Annotated in this window: 25 protein-coding genes; 9 read left to right on the top strand and 16 right to left on the bottom strand. The window is 54.8% G+C overall.

Annotated elements, in window-relative coordinates:
* The first annotated feature begins 9 nt into the window (after positions 1 to 9).
* Positions 10 to 813: a nitrite transporter NirC gene (nirC, locus tag LBW88_RS22890; protein ID WP_224934386.1), complete on the top strand. Its 804-nt coding sequence runs from the start codon at positions 10 to 12 to the stop codon at positions 811 to 813.
* Between the two features lie 43 nt (positions 814 to 856).
* Entirely contained in the window at positions 857 to 2,221 is a 1,365-nt protein-coding gene (cysG, locus tag LBW88_RS22885; protein ID WP_224934384.1) for a siroheme synthase CysG, read from the top strand.
* Positions 2,222 to 2,279: 58 nt separating this feature from the next.
* On the opposite strand, the gene trpS is transcribed toward cysG, so the two are convergent.
* From trpS to pilM, 12 genes are all read right to left on the bottom strand, one after another.
* Positions 2,280 to 3,284, bottom strand: a complete 1,005-nt coding sequence (gene trpS, locus LBW88_RS22880; RefSeq protein ID WP_224934382.1) for a tryptophan--tRNA ligase — start codon at positions 3,282 to 3,284, stop codon at positions 2,280 to 2,282.
* A gap of 15 nt (positions 3,285 to 3,299) precedes the next feature.
* Positions 3,300 to 3,977, bottom strand: a complete 678-nt coding sequence (locus LBW88_RS22875) for a phosphoglycolate phosphatase (RefSeq protein WP_224934381.1) — start codon at positions 3,975 to 3,977, stop codon at positions 3,300 to 3,302.
* Positions 3,961 to 4,644 (bottom strand): ribulose-phosphate 3-epimerase, encoded by a 684-nt coding sequence (rpe, locus tag LBW88_RS22870; RefSeq protein ID WP_224934380.1) that lies wholly within the window; start codon positions 4,642 to 4,644, stop codon positions 3,961 to 3,963. The genes LBW88_RS22875 and rpe overlap by 17 nt, the downstream gene beginning before the upstream one ends.
* Before the next feature lie 65 nt (positions 4,645 to 4,709).
* The gene (gene dam / locus LBW88_RS22865) at positions 4,710 to 5,522 is read right to left on the bottom strand and encodes an adenine-specific DNA-methyltransferase (RefSeq protein ID WP_224934379.1); all 813 of its coding nucleotides are present in this window, start codon (positions 5,520 to 5,522) and stop codon (positions 4,710 to 4,712) included.
* Between the two features lie 96 nt (positions 5,523 to 5,618).
* The gene (locus LBW88_RS22860; protein ID WP_224934378.1) at positions 5,619 to 6,662 is read right to left on the bottom strand and encodes an SPOR domain-containing protein; all 1,044 of its coding nucleotides are present in this window, start codon (positions 6,660 to 6,662) and stop codon (positions 5,619 to 5,621) included.
* 184 nt (positions 6,663 to 6,846) lie between these two features.
* The gene (gene aroB / locus LBW88_RS22855; protein WP_224934377.1) at positions 6,847 to 7,935 is read right to left on the bottom strand and encodes a 3-dehydroquinate synthase; all 1,089 of its coding nucleotides are present in this window, start codon (positions 7,933 to 7,935) and stop codon (positions 6,847 to 6,849) included.
* A 39-nt stretch (positions 7,936 to 7,974) separates the two neighbouring features.
* Positions 7,975 to 8,496, bottom strand: a complete 522-nt coding sequence (aroK, locus tag LBW88_RS22850) for a shikimate kinase AroK (protein ID WP_034820046.1) — start codon at positions 8,494 to 8,496, stop codon at positions 7,975 to 7,977.
* A 482-nt stretch (positions 8,497 to 8,978) separates the two neighbouring features.
* Positions 8,979 to 10,238: a DNA uptake porin HofQ gene (hofQ, locus tag LBW88_RS22845; RefSeq protein ID WP_224934376.1), complete on the bottom strand. Its 1,260-nt coding sequence runs from the start codon at positions 10,236 to 10,238 to the stop codon at positions 8,979 to 8,981.
* Positions 10,180 to 10,560, bottom strand: coding sequence for a HofP DNA utilization family protein (locus LBW88_RS22840; protein WP_224934375.1), 381 nt, complete (start codon positions 10,558 to 10,560; stop codon positions 10,180 to 10,182). Before LBW88_RS22840 ends, hofQ begins: the two co-directional genes overlap by 59 nt.
* A complete protein-coding gene (locus tag LBW88_RS22835) occupies positions 10,550 to 11,044 on the bottom strand; it encodes a hypothetical protein (RefSeq protein WP_224934374.1) in 495 nt (164 codons plus the stop codon). The genes LBW88_RS22840 and LBW88_RS22835 overlap by 11 nt, the downstream gene beginning before the upstream one ends.
* Positions 11,037 to 11,582 (bottom strand): PilN domain-containing protein, encoded by a 546-nt coding sequence (locus LBW88_RS22830; protein WP_224934373.1) that lies wholly within the window; start codon positions 11,580 to 11,582, stop codon positions 11,037 to 11,039. The genes LBW88_RS22835 and LBW88_RS22830 overlap by 8 nt, the downstream gene beginning before the upstream one ends.
* Positions 11,579 to 12,388: a pilus assembly protein PilM gene (gene pilM / locus LBW88_RS22825; protein WP_224934372.1), complete on the bottom strand. Its 810-nt coding sequence runs from the start codon at positions 12,386 to 12,388 to the stop codon at positions 11,579 to 11,581. The genes LBW88_RS22830 and pilM overlap by 4 nt, the downstream gene beginning before the upstream one ends.
* 242 nt (positions 12,389 to 12,630) lie before the next feature.
* Here pilM and mrcA point away from each other — a divergent pair, with 242 nt between their 5' ends.
* Complete coding sequence (mrcA, locus tag LBW88_RS22820; RefSeq protein ID WP_224934371.1) at positions 12,631 to 15,180, top strand: peptidoglycan glycosyltransferase/peptidoglycan DD-transpeptidase MrcA; 2,550 nt, start codon at positions 12,631 to 12,633, stop codon at positions 15,178 to 15,180.
* Positions 15,181 to 15,230: 50 nt separating this feature from the next.
* Here the strand turns inward: mrcA and nudE are convergent, their stop codons facing one another.
* Entirely contained in the window at positions 15,231 to 15,797 is a 567-nt protein-coding gene (gene nudE, locus LBW88_RS22815) for an ADP compounds hydrolase NudE (RefSeq protein WP_224934370.1), read from the bottom strand.
* 398 nt (positions 15,798 to 16,195) lie between these two features.
* Between nudE and LBW88_RS22810 the strand changes: the two genes are divergently transcribed.
* The 5 genes from LBW88_RS22810 (at position 16,196) to pckA (ending at position 22,259) form a co-directional block, all read left to right on the top strand.
* Positions 16,196 to 18,337, top strand: a complete 2,142-nt coding sequence (locus LBW88_RS22810) for an intracellular growth attenuator family protein (protein ID WP_224934369.1) — start codon at positions 16,196 to 16,198, stop codon at positions 18,335 to 18,337.
* A gap of 56 nt (positions 18,338 to 18,393) precedes the next feature.
* Positions 18,394 to 19,056, top strand: a complete 663-nt coding sequence (gene yrfG / locus LBW88_RS22805; RefSeq protein ID WP_224934368.1) for a GMP/IMP nucleotidase — start codon at positions 18,394 to 18,396, stop codon at positions 19,054 to 19,056.
* A 13-nt stretch (positions 19,057 to 19,069) separates the two neighbouring features.
* A complete protein-coding gene (gene hslR / locus LBW88_RS22800) occupies positions 19,070 to 19,471 on the top strand; it encodes a ribosome-associated heat shock protein Hsp15 (protein WP_224934367.1) in 402 nt (133 codons plus the stop codon).
* Between the two features lie 25 nt (positions 19,472 to 19,496).
* Positions 19,497 to 20,369, top strand: a complete 873-nt coding sequence (gene hslO, locus LBW88_RS22795) for an Hsp33 family molecular chaperone HslO (RefSeq protein WP_224934366.1) — start codon at positions 19,497 to 19,499, stop codon at positions 20,367 to 20,369.
* Positions 20,370 to 20,639: 270 nt separating this feature from the next.
* Complete coding sequence (gene pckA, locus LBW88_RS22790; protein WP_224934365.1) at positions 20,640 to 22,259, top strand: phosphoenolpyruvate carboxykinase (ATP); 1,620 nt, start codon at positions 20,640 to 20,642, stop codon at positions 22,257 to 22,259.
* A gap of 170 nt (positions 22,260 to 22,429) precedes the next feature.
* Here the strand turns inward: pckA and envZ are convergent, their stop codons facing one another.
* Together envZ and ompR are read right to left on the bottom strand one after the other, a co-directional pair.
* A complete protein-coding gene (gene envZ, locus LBW88_RS22785) occupies positions 22,430 to 23,788 on the bottom strand; it encodes a two-component system sensor histidine kinase EnvZ (RefSeq protein ID WP_224934364.1) in 1,359 nt (452 codons plus the stop codon).
* Positions 23,785 to 24,504 (bottom strand): two-component system response regulator OmpR, encoded by a 720-nt coding sequence (gene ompR, locus LBW88_RS22780; protein WP_001157751.1) that lies wholly within the window; start codon positions 24,502 to 24,504, stop codon positions 23,785 to 23,787. Before ompR ends, envZ begins: the two co-directional genes overlap by 4 nt.
* 514 nt (positions 24,505 to 25,018) lie before the next feature.
* Between ompR and yjbE the strand changes: the two genes are divergently transcribed.
* Positions 25,019 to 25,261, top strand: coding sequence for an exopolysaccharide production protein YjbE (yjbE, locus tag LBW88_RS22775; RefSeq protein ID WP_038644267.1), 243 nt, complete (start codon positions 25,019 to 25,021; stop codon positions 25,259 to 25,261).
* 123 nt (positions 25,262 to 25,384) lie between these two features.
* On the opposite strand, the gene greB is transcribed toward yjbE, so the two are convergent.
* Complete coding sequence (greB, locus tag LBW88_RS22770; RefSeq protein ID WP_224934363.1) at positions 25,385 to 25,873, bottom strand: transcription elongation factor GreB; 489 nt, start codon at positions 25,871 to 25,873, stop codon at positions 25,385 to 25,387.
* Positions 25,874 to 26,072: the final 199 nt, after the last annotated feature.

The raw sequence follows: 26,072 nt of genomic DNA, 5'->3' as shown, positions 1-26,072 counted from the left end.
GACGTCACTATGTTTACTGACACCCTGAACACCTGCGCCAACAACGCAGCACGCATTGTGCGAACGGCGCAGCACAGCCCGCTGGCCTTCTGGATTAGCTCGGCGATGGCGGGCGCTTACGTTGGCCTCGCCATCATTCTGATTTTCACCCTCGGCAACCTGGCCGATCCTGCCTGGCGTCCGCTGATTATGGGCGCAACCTTTGGTATCGCCCTGACGCTGGTGATCATTGCCGGGTCGGAGCTGTTTACCGGCCATACGATGTTCCTCACCGTCGGCGTCAAAGCTGGCACCATCAGCCAGGGTCAGATGTGGTGCGTGCTGCCGCAAACCTGGCTGGGCAACCTGATTGGCTCGGTGTTTGTCGCCCTGCTCTACTACTATGCAGCAGGTGCGATGCTGCCCAATGCCAGCGCCTTGATTCATAGCGCAGCGCTGGCGAAAACTACGCAGCCCGCCATGGCGCTGTTCTTCAAGGGCGCACTGTGTAACTGGCTGGTATGTCTGGCGATCTGGATGGCGGTGCGCACCGAAGGCACGGCGAAATTCCTTGCCATCTGGTGGTGCCTGCTGGCCTTTATCGCTTCAGGCTACGAACACTCCGTGGCGAACATGACGGTCTTTGCACTGTCGTGGTTTGGTCAGCATAATGCCGATCTGACCTTAAGCGGCATCGGTCATAATCTGCTGTGGGTGACGCTGGGTAACATGTTCTCTGGGATGATATTGATGGGCCTCGGATACTGGTACGCCACACCACAGGCACAACGACCGCAAGTGGCGCCACAAGCCACTGCGCTTAAATCGGTTTAACGTTTCTAAGCCCGCACATTGCGGGCTTTTTTGAGGATGAGCGATGGACTATTTTCCGCTGTTTTGCCGCCTGCAGGGCAAACGTTGTTTACTGGTCGGCGGCGGTGATGTGGCAGAACGCAAAGCGCGCCTGCTGCTGGATGCCGGAGCCGATCTGCACGTCGGCGCACTGGATTTTTCCCCTGTATTTCAACAGTGGGCTGAACAGGGAAAGTTACATTTACTCCCCGGCAGCTTTGAAGAGCAGTGGCTGGATGAGTGCTGGCTGGTGATTGCCGCCACCGACGATGACGCCGTGAATCAACAGGTGGGCGATGCTGCCGAACTGCGCCGCATCTTCTGTAATCTGGTGGATGCACCGCAGGAGGCCACCGCCATCATGCCGTCGATTGTCGATCGCTCCCCGCTGATGATTGCCGTGTCATCCGGCGGACGCGCGCCGGTGCTGGCTCGCCTGATGCGTGAAAAGCTGGAGGCGATGCTGCCGCAACATTTAGGCCAACTGGTCTCACTCGCCGGGTCACTACGCGGCCGGGTAAAGCAGACATTTGCGAGCATGGGACAGCGCCGGGCATTCTGGGAACGCTTCTTTGCCAGCGATCGTCTGGCGCAAACGCTGGCCAATGGTGATCAGCCGCGCGCCGATCATATCGTTGATACGCTGTTCGACGCGCCGCGGTCTCAACAAGGTGAAGTGGTGCTGGTGGGCGCGGGTCCAGGCGATGCCGGATTATTGACGCTTAAAGGCTTACAGTGCATCCAGCAGGCCGATGTGGTTGTTTATGACCGTCTGGTATCTGAACCGATTCTCAACCTGGTGCGGCGCGATGCTGAACGCATCTTCGTCGGTAAACAGGCCGGACATCACTGTGTGCCGCAGTCGCAAATCAATCAGCTGCTGCTGGAACAAGCGCAGAGCGGTAAACGTGTAGTGCGTCTGAAAGGCGGCGATCCCTTTATTTTCGGTCGCGGGGGTGAGGAACTGGAAGTACTGGCACAGCACAACATTCCGTTCAGCGTGGTGCCGGGTATTACCGCCGCCTCCGGCTGTGCCGCATACAGCGGCATTCCGCTGACGCACCGCGATCACGCACAGAGCGTGCGCTTTGTCACCGGTCATCTGCAACAGCAGGGTGAGATTGAGTGGAGTAAGCTGGCAGCAGAACAGCAAACGCTGGTGTTCTATATGGGCTTGAATCAGGCGCCAGAGATTCAGCGCCAGCTGTTGCAGCACGGGATGGATGCCGCGATGCCGGTCGCCATCGTGCAGAATGGCACGACGTCAGAGCAACGGGTGGATACCGCGACGTTAGCCGAACTCAGCACCCTGGCGCAGCAGTTTGCCAGCCCGGCGTTGATTATCGTTGGCCATGTGGTGAGCCTGCGTCGCCAGTTACGCTGGTTTTAAACATAAAAAAACGGCGAGTCATGACAACTCGCCGTTCTTAGTTCACGCAGTTAGCTGATTAAGGCTGAGCCACAAAGCCCACCGCTTCGTAGACTTTCTTCAGCGTTTCTTGCGCCTGTGCGCGGGCCTTGGTGGCGCCATCACGCATCACCTGATTCAGGAAAGCTTCATCGTTACGGAAACGGTGATAACGCTCCTGCAACTCAGTCAGCATGCCGGAAACCGCTTCCGCCACTTCGCCCTTCAGGTGGCCATACATCTTGCCTTCGAATTCCTGCTCCAGCTGCGGAATTGACTTACCGGTGACACCAGAAAGAATATCCAGCAGGTTAGATACACCGGCTTTTTCTTTCACGTCGTAACGCACCACTGGCGGCTCGGCGGAATCGGTTACCGCGCGCTTGATCTTCTTCACCACCGCTTTAGTGTCTTCCAGCAGACCAATCACGTTGTTGCGGTTGTCATCCGACTTCGACATCTTCTTGGTCGGTTCCAGCAACGACATCACGCGTGCGCCTGATTTCGGAATAAACGGCTCAGGGATTTTGAACACATCGCCATACAGCGCGTTGAAACGACCGGCGATATCACGGCTCAGTTCCAGATGCTGCTTCTGATCTTCGCCCACCGGTACCTGGTTGGTCTGATACAGCAGAATATCGGCTGCCATCAGCACCGGGTAATCGAACAGACCCGCAGTGATGTTCTCGGAATAACGCGCAGACTTGTCTTTGAACTGCGTCATGCGGCTCAGCTCGCCAAAGTAGGCGTAACAGTTCAGCACCCAGCTCAGCTGCGCGTGTTCTGGCACATGTGACTGAACAAAGATGGTGCTTTTCGCGGGATCGATACCGCAGGCCAGGTACAGCGCCAGAGTATCCAGCGTGGCTTTGCGCAGTGCAACAGGATCCTGACGAACGGTGATGGCGTGCAGATCGACGATGCAGTAAATGCAGTGGAAATCATCCTGCATCTGCACCCACTGACGCAGCGCACCCATGTAGTTGCCAATGGTCAGTTCACCGGAAGGCTGGGCGCCGCTGAAAACGATGGGTTTGCTCATGTTATATCCTGATAATTACAGCCCGAGAGCGGGCAAAAGTTCGCTAAAAGTATCGAGAGTTAAATCGGGTTGGCTGATAGCAATCGGCTCGCCGTAGTTGTAGCCGAAAGTCATGCCGATATTCGGCACGCCAGCGGCCTGAGCCGCGTGAATATCATTGCGAGAATCACCGACAAACAGTAATTCTTTTTGCAGTACACCAAAGTGACCCAAAACAAGGAAGATCGCTGCAGGATGCGGTTTTTTCACCACCACATCATCACCGCCGATAATCAGCGTGAAGAGATCGGCAATGCCCAGCGATTCCAGCAGTGGCGCAACAAACGGCGTCGGCTTGTTGGTGACGATGGCCATCGGCAGGCCTTTGGCGTGCAAAGCAACCAGCGTCTCTTTCACCTGCGGGAACAGCGTGCTGCCCGCTTCCACCGTTTCGGCGTAGTATTTATCAAACAGCGCACGTGCGTCACGCTGCTCTTCGGCATGCGGTTCGCGGCCTAAAGCCCAGGTCAGCGCGCGCGTCATCATCACGTCCGCGCCATTGCCAATCCAGGTGGAAGCCAGCGCCAGGCCAGGAGGCGGCAACTGCAAATCACCTAAAGCATGATCGATCGCCTGCGCCAGACCCGGTGCGCTATCAACCAGCGTGCCGTCGAGATCAAACGCCAGCGCGCGGATATCAGTGAAATGAGCCATTAACTTTCTCCAGTTCGCCGCGCATTTCGTCGATCACTTTTTTGTAATCGGGGTGACCGAAGATCGCAGAACCGGCCACAAACATATCCGCACCTGCTGCCGCGATCTGACCGATGTTGTCAATCTTCACGCCACCGTCCACTTCCAGACGGATGTTATAGCCGCTCTGATCAATCAGACGACGCGCCTGACGCAGTTTGTCCAGCGTGCCAGGAATAAAGGATTGGCCGCCAAAGCCAGGGTTCACTGACATCAGCAGAATGATGTCGAGTTTATCCATCACATAGTCGAGGTAATCGAGAGGCGTGGCTGGATTGAACACCAGGCCTGCTTTACAGCCGTGCTCTTTGATCAGTTGCAGCGTGCGATCAACATGCTCACTGGCTTCAGGATGGAAGGTAATGTAGGTCGCGCCCGCTTTGGCGAACTCTGGGATCAGCGCATCGACCGGTTTGACCATCAGATGCACATCAATCGGTGCCGTAATGCCATAGTCGCGCAGTGCTTTCAGCACCATCGGTCCCATGGTCAGGTTGGGCACATAGTGGTTATCCATCACGTCGAAATGCACCACATCCCCCCCTGCCGCCAGCGCTTTCGCGGTATCTTCGCCCAGGCGAGCAAAGTCAGCAGCAAGAATTGAAGGGGCCAGCAAAAATTGTTTCATCCGATTCTCCCAATTTTGTGCGCCAGCCTGAGCTGGCGTAATGCGTTGGTCGCGGACGAAACAGGCTAGCGGAAAAGCGCCAGCAGTTCGTCAACCTGAGTGCGACCACTTATGCTTCGGCTGATGGAACGCCGGGCTTTGACTACGTGTAAAACCGCATTCTGATACCACTCACGCGTCAGCAGCGTGTCATGGTTGGAAATCAGCACCGGTATGCTGTTTTCATAGGCCAGTTTGTTGGCCAGCTCGGCCAGATGCTGCTGCTCGCGCAGACTAAAGCTGTTGGTGTGGTATGCGGTAAAGTTCGCCGTCGCCGATAAGGGCGCATACGGCGGATCGCAATAAACCACTGAGCCAGCAAGGGCGTTGTTCAGAGTAACATCGTACGATTCACAGACAAAGGTCGCTTTTTGCGCCCGTTCGGCAAACCACAACAGCTCCGCTTCCGGAAAGTAAGGTTTGCGATAACGACCAAAAGGCACATTAAACTCACCGCGCAGATTGTAACGGCACAAACCGTTATAGCCATGGCGATTGAGATAGAGAAACAGCAGTGCGCGCTGATATTCATCTTTGCTGGCGTTAAAGGCCAGACGTTGCGCGTAATAGGTCTCTGCGATATTACCTTCAGGCGTGAACAGCTGCCGCGCGTCTTCGATGAACTCAGCCGTGCGGTTTTTGACGATGTTATAGAGATTGATCAGGTCACCGTTGATGTCCGCCAGGTGATAGCGGTCATAATCGGTGTTGAGGAACACGGAACCGGCACCCACAAAAGGTTCGACTAAACAGTCACCTTGTGGCAAATGACGACGGATATCGTCAAGCAGCGGGTATTTCCCTCCGGCCCATTTAAGGAAAGCGCGATTTTTCTTCATGCTGTCGTGGTTATTACATCTTAATTATTGGCTGTGGTGGAACCGACAGCAGCTCTGCGCTTTAAACGGGGCCACACGATCGCAGCCCCACATCAATTACTGACTTTCTTTCTTCACCTGACTCAGCGGTTTAACCCACGGATTCGCCGCACGCACTTCAGCAGGCAATGACGCCACTGCGCGTTTAGCATCGGCTGGCGTGGCGTAAGCGCCGCTCACCAACACATACCAGGGCTGACCATTACGCGTGGTTTTATACACGTGATAACCGCTCAGATTTTGTTTCTTCGCCCAGGCATTCAGGCTCTCTTCTTTCGACGCACCGCTCAGCTGCAGCGTGTAGCTGCCACCGGTTGGCAGTGACTTACTGGCACCGCTGCTGGCGCTCACCGGCGCATTGTGTGCGGCGGTGGTATGGGTTTTGCTCTCTTTAGCTACAGCTGCGGGTTTCGACGTTGCTGGCGCTTTGTGTCCGGTGTTGCTGTGCGCTTCACGCGAGCCATTGCTATTGGTACGAGCAGGCGTTTCAGAGCGCATAGCCGGAGGCGTTATCGCTTTACCGTTACCGCTCACCGTAGCAGGCGCGGTAGGCAATGAACTGTTGCCTTGTGCACCCTGTGCAGCGTTATCAACCTGGCCTTGCTGGTTGCTCAACGCGCTGTTGAGATCGCCCGGCAGCGTCACACGTTGCTGGTTGGCTGGCGTATCGACAGGCGCAGCCTGCGTCGGCGTTGAAGACACCGCTGGCATTGAAATCGAGTTGGGATCGCTGCCTGCTGGCGAGGATGATGAAGCTGGCGTCTGTGGTGCGCTTCCTTCCGCTGAAGGCGTGGCGTTTTGCTGGCCGCTCATGGACGTCGAACCGGAAAGGTCGATGTTCTTTTCACCGCCGGTTGCCGTCGGCGCCGCGTTACCATTGCTGGCCGTAGTTGCTGCGGGTTTCTTCTCATCCGGACCGGTCAATGCCGAACCGATACCCAGCACCACCAACAGCAGAACCAGGATGCCGATCCCCATCATCATATGTTGACGAGAAACAGGTACCTTCGCTTTCGGCGCAGAAGACGTTTTGCGAGGCCGCGTTGGACGGCGGTCACTGGCATCAGGTTTTAACTCGTCTTCCGGTTTGAACTCATCCATCTAGCCTCCTCCGTAAAACGGCACGCTTCCCACGCACCGCATCACCACTCACTGCTCTACCCGTCATACTTCAAACTGAAGCGGCACTGGCGGCACTCCTCAATCATCCCGTCGCTGACGCATATCAGCCTCTGGAAAGCTTGTGATGACCACCTTGCTGCAACTCGAATTACTCAGGATATCTTCAGTATTTTATACAATCGTTAATCGCAGCCAGCACCATATCATGAGCCACACCTGCGCGCACTTCAGAGCGGCCAATTGCGAGAGGCAGCACCAAACGCATTTCACCCGCCAGCACTTTTTTATCGCGCATCATGTGCGGAAGATACTCTTCTGCTTTCATGCTTGCTGGGCCATGCACCGGCAAACCGGCACGCAAAAAGAGCGCGATAATGCGATCGGTATCCGTCGATGAGAACTGACCTAGCCGTTCAGCGGTTCGTGCAGCCATCACCATACCTGCCGCAATCGCTTCGCCGTGCAGCCAGTTGCCATAGCCCATGTGCGCTTCAATCGCATGACCAAAAGTATGGCCCAGATTAAGCAGCGCGCGTTGACCGTTTTCACGCTCATCGGCGGCGACCACTTCAGCTTTGAGTTCACAGCAGCGACGGATGCAGTAGGCCAGGGCTTGCTGATCCAGTGCCAGCAGAGCATCAAGATTCTGCTCCAGCCACTGGAAGAATTCCCCATCGAGAATAATGCCGTATTTGATCACTTCCGCCAGACCGGACGCCAATTCGCGCGCCGGCAGCGTAGCAAGGCAATCGGTATCAACCACCACAGATGCAGGCTGGTAGAAGGCACCAATCATGTTTTTGCCCAGCGGATGGTTGACGGCTGTTTTACCGCCTACCGAAGAATCGACCTGAGACAGCAGCGTTGTCGGCACCTGGATAAAGCGCACACCACGTTGATAGCTCGCAGCGGCAAATCCAGTGAGATCACCAATTACACCGCCGCCGAGCGCAATCAGCGTGGTATCACGTCCATGCGGTTTCTGCAGCAGCGCGGTGAAGACATCGTCCATCACAGCGAGCGTCTTGTACTTTTCACCATCAGGCAAAATCACCTGATCCACCTTCACGCCCGCCTGCGAAAGCAGTGCTGATAGCTTGTCGAGGTAAATCGGTGCAAGCGTCTCATTGGTCACCAGCATGGCATTATCGCCTGCTTTTAGCGGCCAAAAAGAAGCCGGATCGTTAAACAGTCCGGCAGCGATGGTGATGGGGTAACTACGATCCCCGAGTGAGACAGTGATCTTCTCCATGATGACCGATACCTATTGCTGAGCCGTCAGGGCGCTGGATTAATTTTTTTCCAGCATGTTGATGATCTGATTGGCGACAACTTTTGCACTTTGATCATCAGTGCGAATGGTGACGTCAGCGATCTCTTCATAAAGTGGATTACGTTCGCCAGCTAAAGCTTCCAGTACTTCGCGCGGCGGCTCTTCAACCTGCAACAGCGGACGTTTTTTATCACGCTGCGTACGAGCAAGTTGCTTTTCGATGGTGGTTTCAAGATAAACGACCACGCCGCGGGCGGAGAGACGATTGCGGGTTTCACGGGATTTGACTGAACCACCACCAGTCGCCAGGACAATGCCTTGCTTCTCGGTGAGTTCATTAATGATCTTTTCTTCGCGATCGCGGAAACCGTCTTCGCCTTCCACATCAAATACCCAGCCTACATCCGCTCCGGTACGTCGCTCAATTTCCTGATCGGAATCGAAAAATTCCATATTGAGTTGCTGAGCTAACTGACGACCAATAGTGCTTTTGCCGGCACCCATCGGCCCAACCAGAAAGATATTGCGTTTCTCTGCCATTTTATCGGTATTACTAAGAATTCGTTGATGATACCCCGCGTTCAGCATAGTGCTGGCGGGACAGGAACTGAGACCTCATGAGCATTAACAAGAGTCAGACGGAAAATTATCTCAACACTCATGGCCGTTTGGCAACCGAATAAATTGCCCCCGGCGACCTTGTAACAGGACCGGTCTGTGGTTCGCGAGACGGTAACGCCCCTCCTGTTTTCCCTCACACTTCAAGCTACATGCGCGCTGGCCGTGTTTTCGCGTCCCTGAAACTTACAGATATAAGCTTAGGAATTAACGCTTTCACCGCCGTGCATTAACTCGAATTATTTAGGGAAAATATATTCTGACGTCAGTATCGCTTGTGACTGACGCCCATCGGAAGGTTATCCTGCCGCGTTCCGCTACACCGTTTTAAAAATCGCTAAACCTTGTAAGCTAATTCCTGCCCTGCGTCAACGCAGATGGCAAATCAGAGTGAATTTTCCGCTTTATCCGGCTGTAAGCGCTGCTTCCCTGACCAGTCTGGGGGTAATGAAGATCACCAACTCCTTCTTTTTATGTTCTTTGGTTTGCTGACGAAACAGATTCCCCAACAAAGGCATTTCACCCAGCCACGGCACCCGCTGTTCAGTCTGCATGCGCTGCTGCTGAAAAATGCCGCCCAGCGCCAACGTTTCGCCATCACGCAGCGTCACCTGCGTTTCAATCTCCTGCTTATCAATACTCAGCACATTGCTTTCGCCCACGTTCAGGCTGCGCCCTGGCATGTTTTGGCTTAAGCGCAGTTTTAGCTGAATCCGTCCATTCCCCAGCACCACCGGCGTCACTTCCATCCCTAACACCGCCTCTTTGAACTCAATCGCCGTTGCACCACTGCTACCCGACTTCACCTCGTAAGGAATCTCGGTGCCCTGCTTGATGGAAGCGGTTTGCTGATGAGAAGTAAAAAGCCGCGGGCTGGCGATGATTTCGATTTGGTTTTCCTGCTCCAGCGCACTGAGCTCCAGATTCAGCAATCCGCCACTGACCTGACCCAGCGTAACACCGGCACGCAATGCAGGATTATTCACGGCCAATGGGATCTCCAGCTGTGGATGATGCAATGCCGCCGTCACACTTTGGACCGGTGCGGTGTGCCAGTTCACTCCCAACTCACGCAGATGTTCTTCATTGATGGTGATGATGTGGGCAGACAACTCGACCTGTTCGAGCGGCATATCCAGCGCACGCAACCAGCGCGTGGCGTCACGCAATGCAGCGGCGGTGTCACGCAGCAACAAGCTGTTGGTACGGCTATCGACCGTCACACTGCCACGTGGAGTGAGGAGTGAGCGCTCCGCTTGCAGACTACGATAGACATCGCCGGCATTGGCGTAATGCAGCGTGACGGACTGCTGTTCGAGGGGAACCTGCTGTTGCCTCTCTTCGTGTTCTGTTTTCGCCTGTTGCACCTGCATCTGTTGCCAGCTTTCGGGATAAACCAGCAGCACCCCCTCTTCCTGCACCACGGTCAGTTTTGCCAGCCGGGTCACCAGCGCCAGTGCGCGCTCCCATCCGACATTTTCCAGGCGCAGTGATAAGCGCCCTTCAACGCCGGGTGCAATTAGCAGGTTGGTTTGTTGATAATCTGCCAGCGCCTGCAAAATACGTTCAACAGGGGCATCATCAAACACCAGGCTTAAGCGATCTTCATTTGCCTGCAGGGGCAGGCTCAAACTCAGGCAAAGCATCAGGGCCATCCATTTCATAATATCCTCCTTTTATTGACCAGGTGATTTGCTGTGGTGGGCAGCTTTGCGCGACATGCAAGGTAATGCGATTCGCCGTCAGCTCTGCCACCTGCCAGCTTGAGCGCGGTAATAGAGCCGAAAGACCCAGCCGATGATTTTTTCCTTCTGGCGAACGGAGCCAGGCGACATAGCGCGTGGGGGTGCCGATAATGCCCTGCAATCGCCAGCCATCCGGTTCAGCCACCTGCATTAGGCATTGCACATCCGCCTGTGGTTGAAAGGGATCGCGGGCCAGGGCAAAACCGCTCCACAGCAATACCAGCCAGGCACTATTCCGCATTGTCATCCTCCAGCCACAGCTGCGTGTGCAGCGCTCCCTGCTCCTCTTTGAGTTCAAAGCGCTGCGGCACAGGCAGACGCGTCAGCGCCAGCTCAGAAAACAGCGGAACAAATTGCATCCAGCCGAGTCGCAGCTGTAACTGCTGAGGCTGATTATCTGGCAGCCAGCTTTCCAGTTGATCGCCGCGCGCGGTAATCAGAGCTTCAAGCGTGGCTTGTTCAGCAACTTCAACCGCAGGCTGCTGCAACCGTGCGATTTCCAGTTCCAGTTCGTTAATCGCAGGCCGTGCAGCCAACAGCTGCTGGCGCTGCATCACCTGTTGTGACATCGCCGCCTGCTGGTGTAATTGAGACGCGCGTACCTGCTGTTGCGGCCGCAGCAAAACCCACCACGCCAGTATCAGGAGAAGCAGTGACATGCCCAACAGGCAAGCCATGCGCCACATCAGGGCTAACGCGATCCAGCGCTGTAATACATCATTCACTGACGTTCTCCTGCATCCGCGCGCGCAAGACAAAGCGATAGTGCCCAGCGGTTTGGCGCTGCACGCTAGCCGGTTTAACCGTGGCAAATAGCGGCTGCCCCATCAGTTGATGACGAAAGTCCTGAACCGCCATCATGCTGTGCGCCTGTCCTTCGAACAGCAGGATACTTCGGCGCCGTTCAACGCGCTTAAGCCAGAGCGTGTCCAGCATCAGCATGGGCAAGCGCTGCCAGAATTGTTGCCAGCGCTGATGCTCCTCCTTTTTTTGCTGCCGAATAAGCTGTGCCTGTAGCAGTTCATCGCGTTGCTGTATCAGCAATTGCTGTTGCGCCAGTTGCCGTTGCAACGCTTCATGCTGTTGGCTGATATCGGCTAACACCCGCAGCCCCTGCCCCTGCGCCTCGCTGCCCCGCCACCAGAGCGTCAGCACTATGATCCCGGTAACCAGTAGGACACATCCCAGCAGGGTCAAACTTTGCTGGCGGCGACGTTGCTGCAGCTGCATACGCCAGGGCAATAAGTTAACGGCCAGCATCATGCATCCTCCGGGCGCAGCGCCAGGCCCAGCGCGATGGCAAACTCACCTTCGTGCGCCGGCAAGGGCGGTTGCCGGTAATGCAGCAATGAAAGCGGTCGGCATTGCGTCACGCTGGGTTCATCCAGGCTAAAGGTCGAGGTGCAAAAGATCGATGATGCCTGAGGGAAGGTTTCACGCAGTTGCGCCAGCGTTAAGGGTTCTGTGGCCGCGCCTGAGGTGCCCGGTTCACCGGCTAACGTCCACAGCCAGTGATCGCTAAGAGGATGAATCAAAAGTTGTCCACGATGCAGCGGCATGCGCATGGCGATTTGCGTCAACGCCAGGCTACTTAGTTCAAAGACATCGGGCCGCAGGCCAGCCTGCTTTAACGGCGCCAGCCACTGTGCAATCACTTCACGTCGTGCCGCCGTAATGCACAGTTGCGTCGCATTTCGCGCCGAGCGGTAGTCAATCGACAGCGTGGCGGGCTCAACCGGAAACAGACGCGGTGCTGAAGACGCCACATAGCGGCTCATTGCCGGTTCACTGAGCGAGGTTTCTGGCAGCGGTAGTGTCCGCTGCAACACCAGTTGCGGGGGCAAGCCAACCCGTAGTGAATAGCGTTTCGGCAGATGGCGCTGCCAGCGCGTCAACATCTCCTGTAACAGTGGGGTAGTTTGCAACACGCCGTTGCGTAACGTATCGTGCGGCAGCGGTTGTTGCCACCAGTGGCGTAACTGCCAGCCATGACGTCGGCGTTCAATGCCCAGGGCGCAGAGTTGCCCGTTTTGGATGTCCAATCCAATTTGCCAGCGCTGAAAAGCCATATGCGCGATCTCCTTATCTTTTAAGGTAAAAAAAGAGATACCCTCAATCATTCGAGTGGCGGCAAGGCGAAAAACGAGCTGATTTTCAGGCGCTGACTGAAGTCAGTGTCTTAGGTGAGCTCGCGCAGCCGCAGCAGCTGCCGCTCGAAGTATGACGGGTATATCAAAGCGTCAGGCTTGCCTTTATACTACCGCGCGATTGTTTATAAACTGCCCAAACGACAACAGATGGGAATTCTCAGGTGAAGTTCGTAAAGTATTTATTGATTCTTACAGTGTGTTGCATTCTGCTGGGAGCAGGCACGGTTTATGGTTTGTACAAATACATAGAGCCGCAGCTGCCCGATGTGAACACGCTGAAAGACGTGCGTTTGCAAACCCCAATGCAGGTTTACAGCGCGGATGGCGAACTGATCGCCCAGTACGGTGAGAAGCGCCGCGTGCCGCTCACCTTGCAACAGATGCCGCCTGAGCTGATCAAAGCGTTCATTGCAACCGAAGACAGCCGTTTCTATGAGCACCATGGTGTCGATCCGGTGGGTATTTTCCGTGCCGCCAGCGTCGCGCTGGTGTCCGGTCATGCTTCGCAGGGGGCCAGTACCATCACCCAGCAGCTGGCGCGTAACTTCTTCCTCAGCCCTGAACGCACGCTGATGCGTAAGATTAAGGAAGCGTTCCTGGCGATTCGCATCGAACAGCTGCTGAGCAAAGATGAAATCCTCGAGCTCTACCTCAACAAAATCTATCTTGGCTACCGTGCATACGGTGTCGGTGCGGCAGCGCAGGTTTACTTCGGTAAGCCGGTTGATCAGCTATCACTGAGTGAGATGGCGATGATTGCCGGTCTGCCAAAGGCACCGTCAACCTTCAACCCGCTTTACTCGCATGCGCGCGCACTGTCGCGTCGTAATGTGGTACTGGCGCGTATGCTCGATCAGAACTACATCACGCAGCAACAGTATGATGCCGCGCGCAACACGCCGCTGGTCGCAACCTATCATGGTCCCGAAATTGCCTTCTCCGCGCCTTATCTGAGTGAGATGGTGCGTCAGGAGATGGTGAAACGCTACGGTGACGCCGCCTACGATGATGGCTACAAGGTTTACACCACCGTGACGCGTCATCTGCAGGAAGCCGCACAGCAAGCGGTGCGCAATAACGTGATGGCGTATGACATGCGTCATGGTTATCGTGGTCCGACTAATGTGCTGTGGAAAGTGGGCGAAGCAAGCTGGGATCAGAGCCGCATTCAAAAAGCGCTGAAAGATCTGCCCGCCTACGGTCCACTGAATGCTGCCGTGGTTACCACTGCCTCAGCCGATGAAGCCACGGCGATGTTGAAAGACGGCAGCAGTGTCTCACTGAATCTGGCAGGCGTTCGCTGGGCGCGCCCTTACAAATCCGACACGCTGCAAGGCCCGACGCCACGTAGCGTGACGCAGGTACTGCAGGCAGGTCAGCAGATTTGGGTGCGTAAAGTGAACAACGACTGGTGGTTAGGTCAGGTCCCGCTGGTTAACTCAGCGCTCGTCTCGCTTAACCCAGAAGATGGTGCGGTACGTGCACTGGTCGGTGGTTTCGACTTCAACCAAAGTATGTTCAACCGTGCGACGCAGGCGCTGCGCCAGGTCGGTTCAAACATCAAACCGTTCCTGTATACCGCCGCAATGGATCGTGGTCTGACGCTGGCATCTATTCTGAACGATGTGCCCATTTCACGTTGGGATGCAGGTGCCGGTGCGGACTGGCGCCCGAAAAACTCACCGCCGACCTATGCGGGACCTATCCGCTTGCGTCAGGGCCTGGGTGAGTCGAAAAACGTGGTGATGGTTCGTGCAATGCGTGCGATGGGTGTGGATTACGCCGCAGAATATCTGCAGCGCTTCGGCTTCCCGGCACAGAACATCATCCATACCGAATCACTGGCACTGGGTGCGGCTTCGTTTACCCCAATGCAGGTGGTGCGCGGTTATGCCGTGATGGCCAACGGCGGCTTCCTTGTCGATCCTTACTTCATTACCAAAATTGAAAATGAGCAAGGCGGCGTGGTGTTTGAAGAGAAACCGAAGATTGCCTGCCCGCAGTGCAATCTGCCGGTGATCTACGGCGACACCAAAAAATCGCTGGCGTTGAATGAAGAGAGCGTGGAAAACGTCGCAACCTCCGATCAATCGCAGAATCAGGCGGTACCACAGCCTGAGCTGGAGCAAGTGCCTGCTCAACCGCAACCCGCGGGTGACCAGCAATACGCACCGCATGTGATTAATACGCCGCTGTCGTTCCTGATCAAAAGCGCGCTGAACTCTAACGTGTTCGGTGAGCCAGGTTGGATGGGAACAGGCTGGCGTGCAGGTCGTGATCTGAAACGTAATGATATCGGCGGAAAAACCGGTACCACCAACAGCTCGAAGGATGCGTGGTTCTCTGGTTACGGTCCTGGTGTGGTGACCTCAGTGTGGATTGGTTTCGATGATTCACGCGCGCTAGGCCGCTCGACCATGTCAGGCGCGATTCCGGATCAGATTTCAGGCTATGAGGGCGGCGCGAAAAGTGCTCAGCCAGCGTGGGATGATTACATGAAATCTGCGCTGGATGGCGTACCGGTACAGCCGCTGACACCGCCAGATGGCGTTGTCACCGTGACCATCGATCGCGGTACGGGCAAGCTGGCCAACGGCGGCGGCAATACCCGTCAGGAGTACTTCATCAACGGCACACAGCCAACGGAGTATTCTGTGCATGATGTGGGAACCACACTCATGGACAACGGCCAAAGCCACGAACTGTTCTGATCAAAAAAGCCGGCGCATTCGCCGGCTTTTTTATTGCGCACTTGTCGTAATCAGTAGGTCAATCGTCCCTGCTTCACCAGCCATTCACGCACCAGGAACAGCGCGCTGACATTTCGGGCCTCGCGGAAATCGGGCTCTTCCAGCAACGCCAGCAGGTTATTCAGCGGCCAGCGATGCACAATCAGCGGTTCAGGTTCATCCCCTTCCAGCTTCTCTTCATACAGCCCTTCCGCCACCACAATATTCATTTTGCTGGAGAAGTAAGACGGCGCCATGGTGAGTTTGCCCAGCGTTTCTAATTCTCGGGCACCAAAGCCGGCTTCTTCTTTTAACTCACGGTCTGCGGCTTCAAACACGCTTTCGCCTGGATCGATTAAGCCCTTAGGAAAGCCCAGTTCGTAACTCTCCAGCCCTACGGCATATTCCTGAATCAGGATCACATCATCCCCCAGAATCGGCACGATCATCACCGCTTCCCGGTTGGAAGGTTTCATACGCTCATAGACACGGCGTGCACCGTTACTGAAGGCGAGATCAACCGCTTCAATAGTAAACAAGCGGGAGCGGGCCACCGCTTCCACGTTGAGGATGTCAGGTTTTTTCATTGGAATTTTCATATCAGCCTCAAACTTAGCACAACCTTGTGAATCGCGATGACGCCAGCATACCGAAGCCCGCAGCAATGTGCGACACGCAGTACAGGGAAAGCAAGATGCCACACATTTGCTTACGCCTGCTAACAACTTCTTGTTATCTATACACTTAAATTTTCACAATATGTCAATGGGGTTTTGTTAAATTCAGAAAATACCGATATTTAATTGAGTGCCCTGTGGTTAACATCCCATTAAGGAATAATCTAATAAATTATAATTCAATGATTTTGTGCGTTATTTTATCTGAGTTTTTTCTTGTAAGAATGACTTCTGCTCGCCAAAATTGACTTGTATTAACGGGTTCCGTCGGGAGCACATCGTAAACGTGAAGGCAGTTTTTTGGCTGGATTGAGCAAAGCATGAGCACTTTTATCATCATTCTGGCTGTCATGCTGGCCTGCTCCTTAGTAGCAGGGATAGGTTATTGGTACGCTATGCGGCATCGTCCGCCGTTGGCGAAACCTCTGCCGTTCATTAGTCCCCCCTGCCGCAAACTCACTGATGAAGAACGTCTCGCCGTTGAAGCGTACATTGCGTCTCTGGCGAAACAGCAAAAACAGAGCACAGCCCGCTCCACAAAGAAGTCGCGTGAGGCAGAATCCCTGACGCTCACGGCGCAGAGCAACAACGTCTATCCCGTCACGCGTTCCATTACTCGCTATGGCCTCTCAACCGATGATGCGCATCAATGGCGCTACTACCTCGATGAAGTAGAAGTGCATCTGCCGCCGTTGTGGGAGCAGCACATTGCGGAAGAGAATTATGTTGAGCTGATTCGCACCCAAACGCTGCCGCTGGTGATCTCACTTAACGGTCACTCGTTAGTGAACTACGCTGTAGAACAACCCGCCTTGCCACCGCTGGTGCGCTCAATGTCGACCAACGCCTCCATCCGTAAAGAGGAGAGCGAAAATGTCGAGCTGCTGCAGGTCCGTAAAGAATCGCCGGAAGAGTATCGCCTGTCGCGCGCGGATGGCACGCGCGAAGCCATCGCCATCTGTTTTGCCTTCCTGCTGTTCTTCCTCAGCCTGGTACTGCCCGGCAGTTTGATGGTGTGGATTGCGCTACCCGCCTGCGCCATGATCGCGGTCAGCCTGTGGTTCCTTTACCGTTTCCCCGGCGAAAAAGGGCTGCGCGATGTGCACTGCCTGCGCGGAGCACCCAAGCGCTGGGGCCTGTTTGGTGAATCCAATCAGGAGCAAAGCAATATCTCGCTGGGCATTATCGATTTGATTTATCCCGCCCATTGGCAGCCCTATGTGGCGCACGATTTGGGTCAGGTCACGGATGTCGACATCTACCTGAATCGGCAGGTGGTGCGCCAGGGGCGTTTCCTCTCCCTGCATGATGAAGTTCGCAATTTCCCGGTTCAGCGCTGGCGCAAAAATCTGGTGCTGGCATGTGGTTCATTGCTGGTGCTGGTGATGCTGTTTACCTGGATTCCGCTCAGCATGCCGATCAAGCTTAGCCTCGCGTGGGTGAAAGGCACCGAAAGCATCGAAGTGAATAGCGTGGATAAACTCAACGCCCTGCCGCTGCACATTGGTGACAACCTGAAGGTGAGCGGTACCGGTATGTGTTCCGTACCTGGCAACTATCAGAGCAACCGCAGCTATGCCTATATGCCGTTCGACTGCTCAGCCATTTACTGGAATAACGCAACGCCTCTGCCGCAGCCGCAGTCAGATATCATTGATAAAGCCGCCGCACTGCTTGATACCACCACGCGTCAACTGCATCCGGAAACCAACACCGATCCGAAACTCAACCCACAGCTCGCCTCAGCCATCCAGAAATCGGGCATGATCCTGCTGGATGATTTCTCCGACCTGGTGCTGAAAACTCAGGATCTGTGCAGCCAGCAGCAGGATTGTGTTCGACTAAAAAATGCATTGGTGAATCTTGGCAATGCGAAGGATTGGGATTCCCTGATTCACCGTGCAGACTCCGGCAAGCTCAACGGCATGAATGTGCTGCTACGCCCGGTCAGTGCGGAAGCGCTGGAAAACCTGGTGAATACCGCGACCTCAACCTTCTTCTCGCGTGAAACCCGTCGTGCAGCAGAAAATCTGAATAGCCCACCACCAGGCGGCTTCCTGATTATCAGTGATGAAGGCCGTCAGATGGTGACCCAGCCGCAGCCTTCCGTGTCGCTGTTTGATCTCGATGCAGCGTCTCAGTGGCGCGAATTGCAACGCATGTCCGGCATGCTGTTGCACACGCCATTTGCTGCTAATGGCATCATTACCAGCATCACCACTGACGCCAATGGCACTCGCCACATTGCCTTGCACAATGAACCGGATGCGATGGCGCAATGGCGCTACCTCGGTACCGCGTTATTGATGCTGGTGCTGCTCCTGTGCGGCGTCACCAATGGCCTGCTGGCGCTGCGTCGTGTGCATCGTAATCGTCTGCGCATGGTGGAAATTCAGCAGTATTACGACAAGTGCTTCAACCACAATCTGAGCACTATGCAGAGCGTGCGCTCCCTGTTCTGACCCCTCCCCTTCTGTGCTACCCTGTCGCCCTATTTTTTAGGGCGAGAGAGAATACGATGACGCTAAACTGGTCCGGGATTGATACCGTGCTGCTGGATATGGATGGCACGCTGCTCGATCTCGCCTTTGACCGCCATTTCTGGCTGGAACACGTTCCGGAAACCCTGAGCCGCGAGCGTGATATCACCCTGGCCGAGGCCCATCAGCTGATTCAGCAAAAGTATCAAGCCGTGGTGCATACGCTAAACTGGTATTGTCTTGATTACTGGTCGCAAGAGCTGGACTTAGATATCCGCGCCATGACATGGGAAAAACGTCACCGTGCGGCCATGCGCGAGGATACGCTGCCGCTACTCCAGGCACTGCGTGCTGCAGGTAAACGCACGATCCTGCTGACCAACGCGCATCCTTACAATCTCGAGGTAAAGCTGGAGCAAACCGGTTTGGCTCCCTACCTTGATTTATTACTTTCTACCCATACCTTTGGGTATCCGAAAGAGGATCCACGTCTCTGGCAGGCCGTTCAGCAGCAAACTGCATTCGATAGCGATCGCACCCTGTTTATTGATGACAGTGAAGCGATCCTCGATGCGGCGGCGCGCTGGGGCATTCGCTGGTGTTTAGGCGTCAGCAATCCGGATTCCGGTCGGCCCGATCAATCTTTCCAGCGTCATGCTGCAGTGCGAGACTATCGCCAGTTGTGTGAAACGCTGCGTTAAAGCAGGAGCCGCAATGAAAGAGAAAACCAGCGAAGGTGTCCGCCTTGATAAATGGCTGTGGGCTGCGCGTTTTTATAAAACGCGCGCGCTCGCTCGCGAAGTGATCGAAGGCGGTAAAGTGCATTACAACGGCCAGCGCAGCAAGCCGAGTAAAATCGTGGAATTGCATGCCGAGTTAACGCTGCGCCAGGGCAACGATGAGCGAACGGTGGTGATCACCGCCATTGGCGATCAACGTCGCCCTGCTACTGAAGCGCAAGAGATGTATGCGGAGACCGCCGCCAGCATTGAGAAGCGTGAAAAAATGGCACTGGCACGCAAAATGAATGCCCTGACCATGCCGCACCCCGATCGCCGCCCGGATAAAAAAGAGCGCCGCGATCTGATGAAATTTAAATTGTCGGGCGATGAATAACCGTCGCCCCAACGAGAGAAACACTATGTCTGTTCAAGATCAACTGCACCGTTACCTGTTCGAAAATGTTGCCGTGCGCGGCGAGCTGGTCAACGTATCCGAAACCTGGCGTGAGATTGTCAAAAACCACGATTACGCCGAGCCGGTGAAAATCCTGCTGGGTGAGTTGCTGGTTGCGACCAGCTTGTTGACCGCGACGCTGAAATTCGATGGCGACATCACCGTTCAGTTACAGGGCGATGGCCCACTGACGCTGGCGGTGATTAACGGCAACAACAAACAGGAATTACGTGGCGTTGCACGCGTGAAGGAAGACGCCGAAATCGCACCGGACAGCAGCCTGAAAGATATGGTGGGTAACGGTTATCTGGTGATTACCATTTCACCGGAAAAAGGTGAACGTTATCAGGGCGTCGTTGGTCTCGAAGCCGATACACTGGCTGGCTGCCTGGAAGATTACTTCATGCGTTCTGAGCAGCTGCCAACCCGCCTGTTTATTCGCACCAGCGATAAAGGCGCCGCCGGCATTCTGCTGCAGGTGCTGCCTGCGCAAGAGCCAAGCCAGGATGATTTTAATCATCTGGCCACTCTGACCGAGACAGTGAAAAGCGAAGAGCTGATTGAGCTGCCCGCAACAGATGTGCTGTGGCGTCTGTATCACCAGGAAGAAGCCACGGTGTTTGATCCGACTCCGGTCAGTTTCAAATGCACCTGTTCACGCGAACGCTGTGGCGAAGTACTGAATACGCTGCCTGTCGAAGAAGTGGATGAAATCCTCGAAGAGGATGGCAAGATCGATATGCACTGCGATTATTGCGGTTCGCATTATGTTTATGATGCCGTGGACATTGCCGCCATTCGTAACGCACCGACTAACAACAGCGATCAATTGCACTAATCCCCCCTACGGGCGGCATCGCCGCCCGCATTTCTGTCAGGTATGAATTCATCACTTTTCGCGTAATTTAACTAACTTACACTGACTTTAGTTTCTTAACTGGCAGATTTCACTGCTTGTCACGTTCCAGCTCGCATTTTTAACTCTCATCACTTTTACGCCCTGCTCAGACGTGTACACTGCGCGCGATCTGCCCTGCCTGGCTATGCACGACAGGACGCAGAACCCCTCATAAAAATGCTATGAAGCATCGATCTAAGGAGCAGCCACATGCGCGTTCACGGCCTGACATCGCAAGACCTTGCCGCTTTGGGCATCAGCGGCACCACAGAAGTGGTCTACAACCCTGACTTTGACACGCTGTTTCAGGAAGAAACCCGCCCGGAACTGGAAGGTTATGCGCGAGGCACCCTGACGCAGAGCGGCGCGATTGCCGTGGATACCGGCATCTTCACTGGGCGCTCGCCAAAAGATAAATACATCGTGCGCGATGACACCACGCGTGACACCTTGTGGTGGAATGATGTCGGCAACGGTAAAAATGACAACCAGCCGCTGTCGCAGGAAACCTGGCAGGCGCTGAAAGATCGCTGCACAGCACAACTCTCTGGCAAACGTCTGTTTGTCATCGACGCCTTCTGCGGTGCGAATCCGGATACCCGCCTGAGCGTGCGCTTTGTGATGGAAGTGGCCTGGCAGGCACACTTCGTCAAAAACATGTTTATCCGGCCTGATGAGGCTGAACTGGCATCCTTTAAGCCGGATTTCGTGGTGATGAACGCCGCGCAATGCACTAACCCGGACTGGCAGGCTCAGGGTTTACACTCAGAGAACTTTGTCGCCTTTAACCTCACCGAACGCATGCAGCTGATTGGCGGCACCTGGTACGGCGGCGAAATGAAGAAAGGCCTGTTCGCCATCATGAACTACCTGCTGCCGCTGAAGGGCATCGCGTCAATGCACTGCTCTGCGAACGTGGGTAAAGCGGGTGACGTCGCGGTGTTCTTCGGCTTGTCTGGCACCGGTAAAACCACGCTGTCCACCGATCCGGATCGTCAGCTGATTGGCGATGACGAACACGGTTGGGATGATGATGGCGTGTTTAACTTCGAAGGTGGCTGCTACGCCAAAACCATCAATCTGTCGGAGACAGCCGAGCCGGAAATTTATCGCGCTATCCGCCGCGATGCACTGCTGGAGAACGTGGTGGTGCGGGCGGATGGCAGCGTTGATTTTGCCGATGCCAGCAAAACGGAGAACACGCGTGTTTCCTATCCGATTGAGCACATTGAAAACATCGTGCAGCCGGTTTCCAAAGCGGGCCATGCGCAGCGCGTTATTTTCCTGACGGCTGATGCCTTTGGTGTACTGCCGCCGGTTTCGCGCTTAACGCCGGAACAGACCCAGTACCACTTCCTGTCGGGCTTCACCGCCAAACTGGCCGGTACCGAGCGCGGTGTCACACAGCCAACCCCGACCTTCTCAGCTTGCTTCGGCGCGGCCTTCCTGACGCTGCATCCAACGCAATATTCCGACGTGCTGGTTAAGCGTATGGAAGCGGCAGGAGCGAAAGCGTATCTGGTTAACACCGGCTGGAACGGCAGCGGCAAGCGTATTTCACTGAAAGACACCCGCGCGATCATCAATGCGATTCTGGCGGGCGAACTGGATAATGTGGAAACGGAAACGCTGCCGGTCTTTAACCTGCAGATCCCCACCACTCTGGCGAAAATCGATGACGCGATTCTGGATCCGCGTCGCAGCTGGCCGGATCAAGACGCGTGGCAAGCGGCGGCGCAGGATCTGGCGCAGCGTTTTATCACTAACTTTGAGAAGTACACCGATTACGATGCAGGCAAAGCGCTGGTTCAGGCTGGCCCGCAGTTGTGAAGTGAATGAGCCGCCAAATGGCGGCTCATTGAGATCCTGTCGGTAGCGACAGGTTTTGACGCGTAGAACCGCAGCGTTGTGGCTAAGGGCTAAGCAGCCAATCGCATATAGCAGCAGCCGTGTTGCTTAAGGTTAACAGTCAATCACCCCGCATCGTTCTGAGCGAGGCGTTAACTGTGATGCGTCGTGATTAACGCCGTACCGTTATTTTCCGGAATCGGCAACCACGCGCGAATACGCAATCCACCATGCTCGCTCTCACCTATCTCCAGCGATCCTTCATGCGCATCGATAATACGCTGCACAATCGCCAAACCTAAGCCAGTGCCGCTGGTGCTGCGCGCGCTATCGCCACGCACAAAGGGCTGGAACAGATGCTGAAGCTGATCGGGCTTAATACCCGGACCATCATCTTCTACCTGGAACCAGGCGCGATTCAGCTCCTGACCACTGCTGACTTTAATCCAGCCGTTGCCATAACGCGCCGCGTTCACCACCAGATTTGCCACCGCACGCTTAATCGACAGCGGATTGATATCCAGCATCAACTCTTCCGGCATCACCGCATTCTCAATCTCGCGTTCATAGCCGCTTTCTGCCGCCACCACTTCACCTAACACACCGTTGAGATCGGCACGTTCGGTCTGCATCTCCTGGCCCGTACGTAGATAGTCGATGAACTGCTCGATGATGGCATTGCACTCTTCGATATCTTTATTAATCGATTCCGCCAGATAGCCATCCTGTTCACTCATCATTTCGGTAGCGAGGCGAATGCGTGTCAGAGGCGTGCGCAAATCATGGCTCACACCCGCCATCAATAGCGTACGGTCGTCTGCGAGCTGTTTGACGCCCGCCGCCATCTGGTTAAAGGCCCGCGTCACGGAACGCACTTCCGATGCGCCATATTCACGCAGCGGTGGAGGAATGATGCCTTTACCGACCTGAAGCGCTGCATGCTCCAGGTCGACCAGGGGTCGGTTCTGAATGCGAATAAATAGCCAGGCCCCACCGATCGCCAGCAACATAATCGCCAGGGTATAGCGGAACAATGGCGAGAAATCGCCCTGATGGATTTCAGTCAGCGGCACGCGCACCCAGATATCTGGCGACAACCAGGTTTTCAGCCATACCACAGGAGAATTTTTGTTAACCTCGACACGGACATCGGTCGGGCCACCTAGCTGTTGCGCCATCTGCTCGCTAAGGAACTCGTAATGCTGTGCCCAGCGCAGGCCGCTCTCTTCCGCCGCCGCGTTGGTGTACAACGAAATACCCAGTTCACGATAAATTTCACGCCGGAAGGCCGGAGGCACTTCCAGTTGCGTGCCATCTTCCAGCTGCAATCGATCGGTCATCAGCATACGCACTTCGTAGGCGAGGACTTTATTGAACTGCTGCAAACTCGGAAGAATGGCGAAATTCAACACCACCAGATAGGTCGTTACCAGGCTGACGAACAGCAAGGTAACGATCAATAACAGGGTGCGGGCAAACGAACTGCGAGGAGAGAAGCGCAATCGCCTCATGCTTTACTGCCGTCCGGAACGAAGACGTAGCCAAGACCCCAAACGGTCTGAATGTAGCGTGGATGCGCCGGATCTTCTTCTACCATGCGGCGCAGACGAGAGATCTGCACATCGATAGAACGTTCCATTGCACTGTATTCACGGCCACGTGCCAGGTTCATCAGCTTATCGCGTGATAACGGTTCACGCGGATGGCTCACCAATGCTTTCAGCACCGCAAACTCACCACTGGTCAACGGCATTGGCTCATCTTCACGGAACATTTCACGCGTGCCGAGGTTCAGTTTGAACTTACCAAAGGCAATAACCGCTTCTTCCTGTGAAGGCGCACCCGGCAATTCATTGGCCTGACGACGCAGCACGGCACGAATACGTGCCAGCAGTTCACGTGGGTTAAACGGCTTCGGAATGTAGTCATCAGCACCGATTTCCAGTCCGACAATACGATCCACTTCTTCGCCTTTTGCCGTCACCATAATGATCGGCATTGGGTTGCTCTGACTGCGCAGACGACGGCAAATGGACAAGCCATCTTCGCCCGGCAACATCAGATCCAGCACCATTAAATGGAATGATTCACGGGTCAGCAGACGATCCATCTGCTCGGCGTTGGCGACACTGCGCACCTGAAAGCCCTGCTCGGTGAGATAGCGTTCGAGCAGTGCGCGCAAACGCATATCATCATCGACGACCAGAATTTTGTAGTTCTCTTGCATTGTTCAACTCCCAAAGGCGCCATTGCCTGAGTCAATATTGTGTAAAAAAGATGCCTGCATGTGACAGTTATTAATGGTTTATATTCTAGCCGAAATTGTTACAAAGCATATTAAACAGCAGCTTATATTTAATTTAAGCCTTGAAATGCGCGTTGTCTCGCGCTTTTTATCGGGGCTTTCCAGCCGCTTAGCGCTAATCCGAAAATTTCCGCGGTTTTCTTTTCGAAAATGGATCATTCGGCCGCATGCCGCTCGTTATCTCGGCATTTTGGACCATTTGACTTAAGTCAGCAGGCCAGAATCGTTCGATGACCGATCATTTGCAGCATAAAATCTGGCACTTTCCATTTTCAGTGCCCATCTGCTCTCGGAACAATACGCCCTTCACGCCAGACAAGACCAGCGTTAAATAAAGTCTGATTAATCAGTGATTAATCAGCACTTTCTTCTCGTGCGACGATCTCAGAAACTGCAAGGGTTCCTGCTGATATTGCGCATTTTTGGAGAGAAAAAAATGAAAAAAACTGCGGTCTTGCTGAGTGCACTGGTGCTGGTCAGCCTTTCTCAGGCTCATGCTGCCACTAGCGCGGGTGAAGCGGCGGGTGCCCAGGCCTCCACCACTGCCAAAGGCAACTCAGACGCGATTGGCGTGGGTGCGGTAGGTGCCCTGCTGGGTGTGGCATTAGCAACCATGGGCGGCGGTGACAAAGGCACCAGCAGCACATCCACCACCACTGCGACCACACCAGGCAAATAATCCAAATATTTAAGGCGCGGCAAGGCTGCGGCGCTTCCCCCTCTTACTGCCAGCCCTTTTCGCCACCGGAGAATAAGTTGCACCCAAGGCTTTTTTACCCAAGCCATTATTCTCCGCCTCTTTTTACTCTGGGTTTTTCACGTACTCGATGCGGTTAACAAACCAAACCTTCTGTCCTTCTGGGGTATTCACCACCACTTCGTCATCCACCTCTTTCTTGATTAACGCGCGAGCCATCGGTGAATCGATAGAGATGTAATCTTTCATCGCATCACCGTAGATTTCATCCGGCCCCACGATACGAAATCGCTTCGCATCGCCCTGCTCGTTTTCCACCTCAACCCAGGCGCCAAAGAACACCTTTCCTTCCTGCTGCGGCGCATAATCGACAATTTTCAGATCGGCGAGGCATTTGCGCAGATAACGCACGCGGCGGTCAATCTGACGCAACAGGCGCTTGTTATAGGTGAAATCGGCGTTTTCCGAACGATCGCCAAGGCTGGCCGCCCAGGAGACAATTTTGGTGATTTCCGGACGCTTTTCGTTCCACAAATGGTCGTGCTCGGCACGTAATTTGTTATAGCCTTCGCGGGTAATCAGTTGGGTTTTCATAACATCTACTCGTGGCAACAATGGGTCTTTACAGCAAAGAGGCCAACAATAAGCGACTGGATTGTTATCAGCAAGGTGCGCGCAACGATGTGCGTGCTGCATTCAGAAAAAGACGGATTCGCCTGTCCCCGGCTGGCAATTTGCCGCCCCAATCCGTATAACTGTCCCCTATTTTCCAACCCTGTGTAAGCATTGTTAA

Source organism: Pantoea sp. alder81, assembly GCF_020179835.1.
In the GTDB taxonomy this organism is placed as follows: Bacteria; Pseudomonadota; Gammaproteobacteria; order Enterobacterales; family Enterobacteriaceae; genus Pantoea.
Note: the sequence above shows the minus strand (reverse complement) of the source record. Positions and strands in the feature narration are given on the sequence as shown.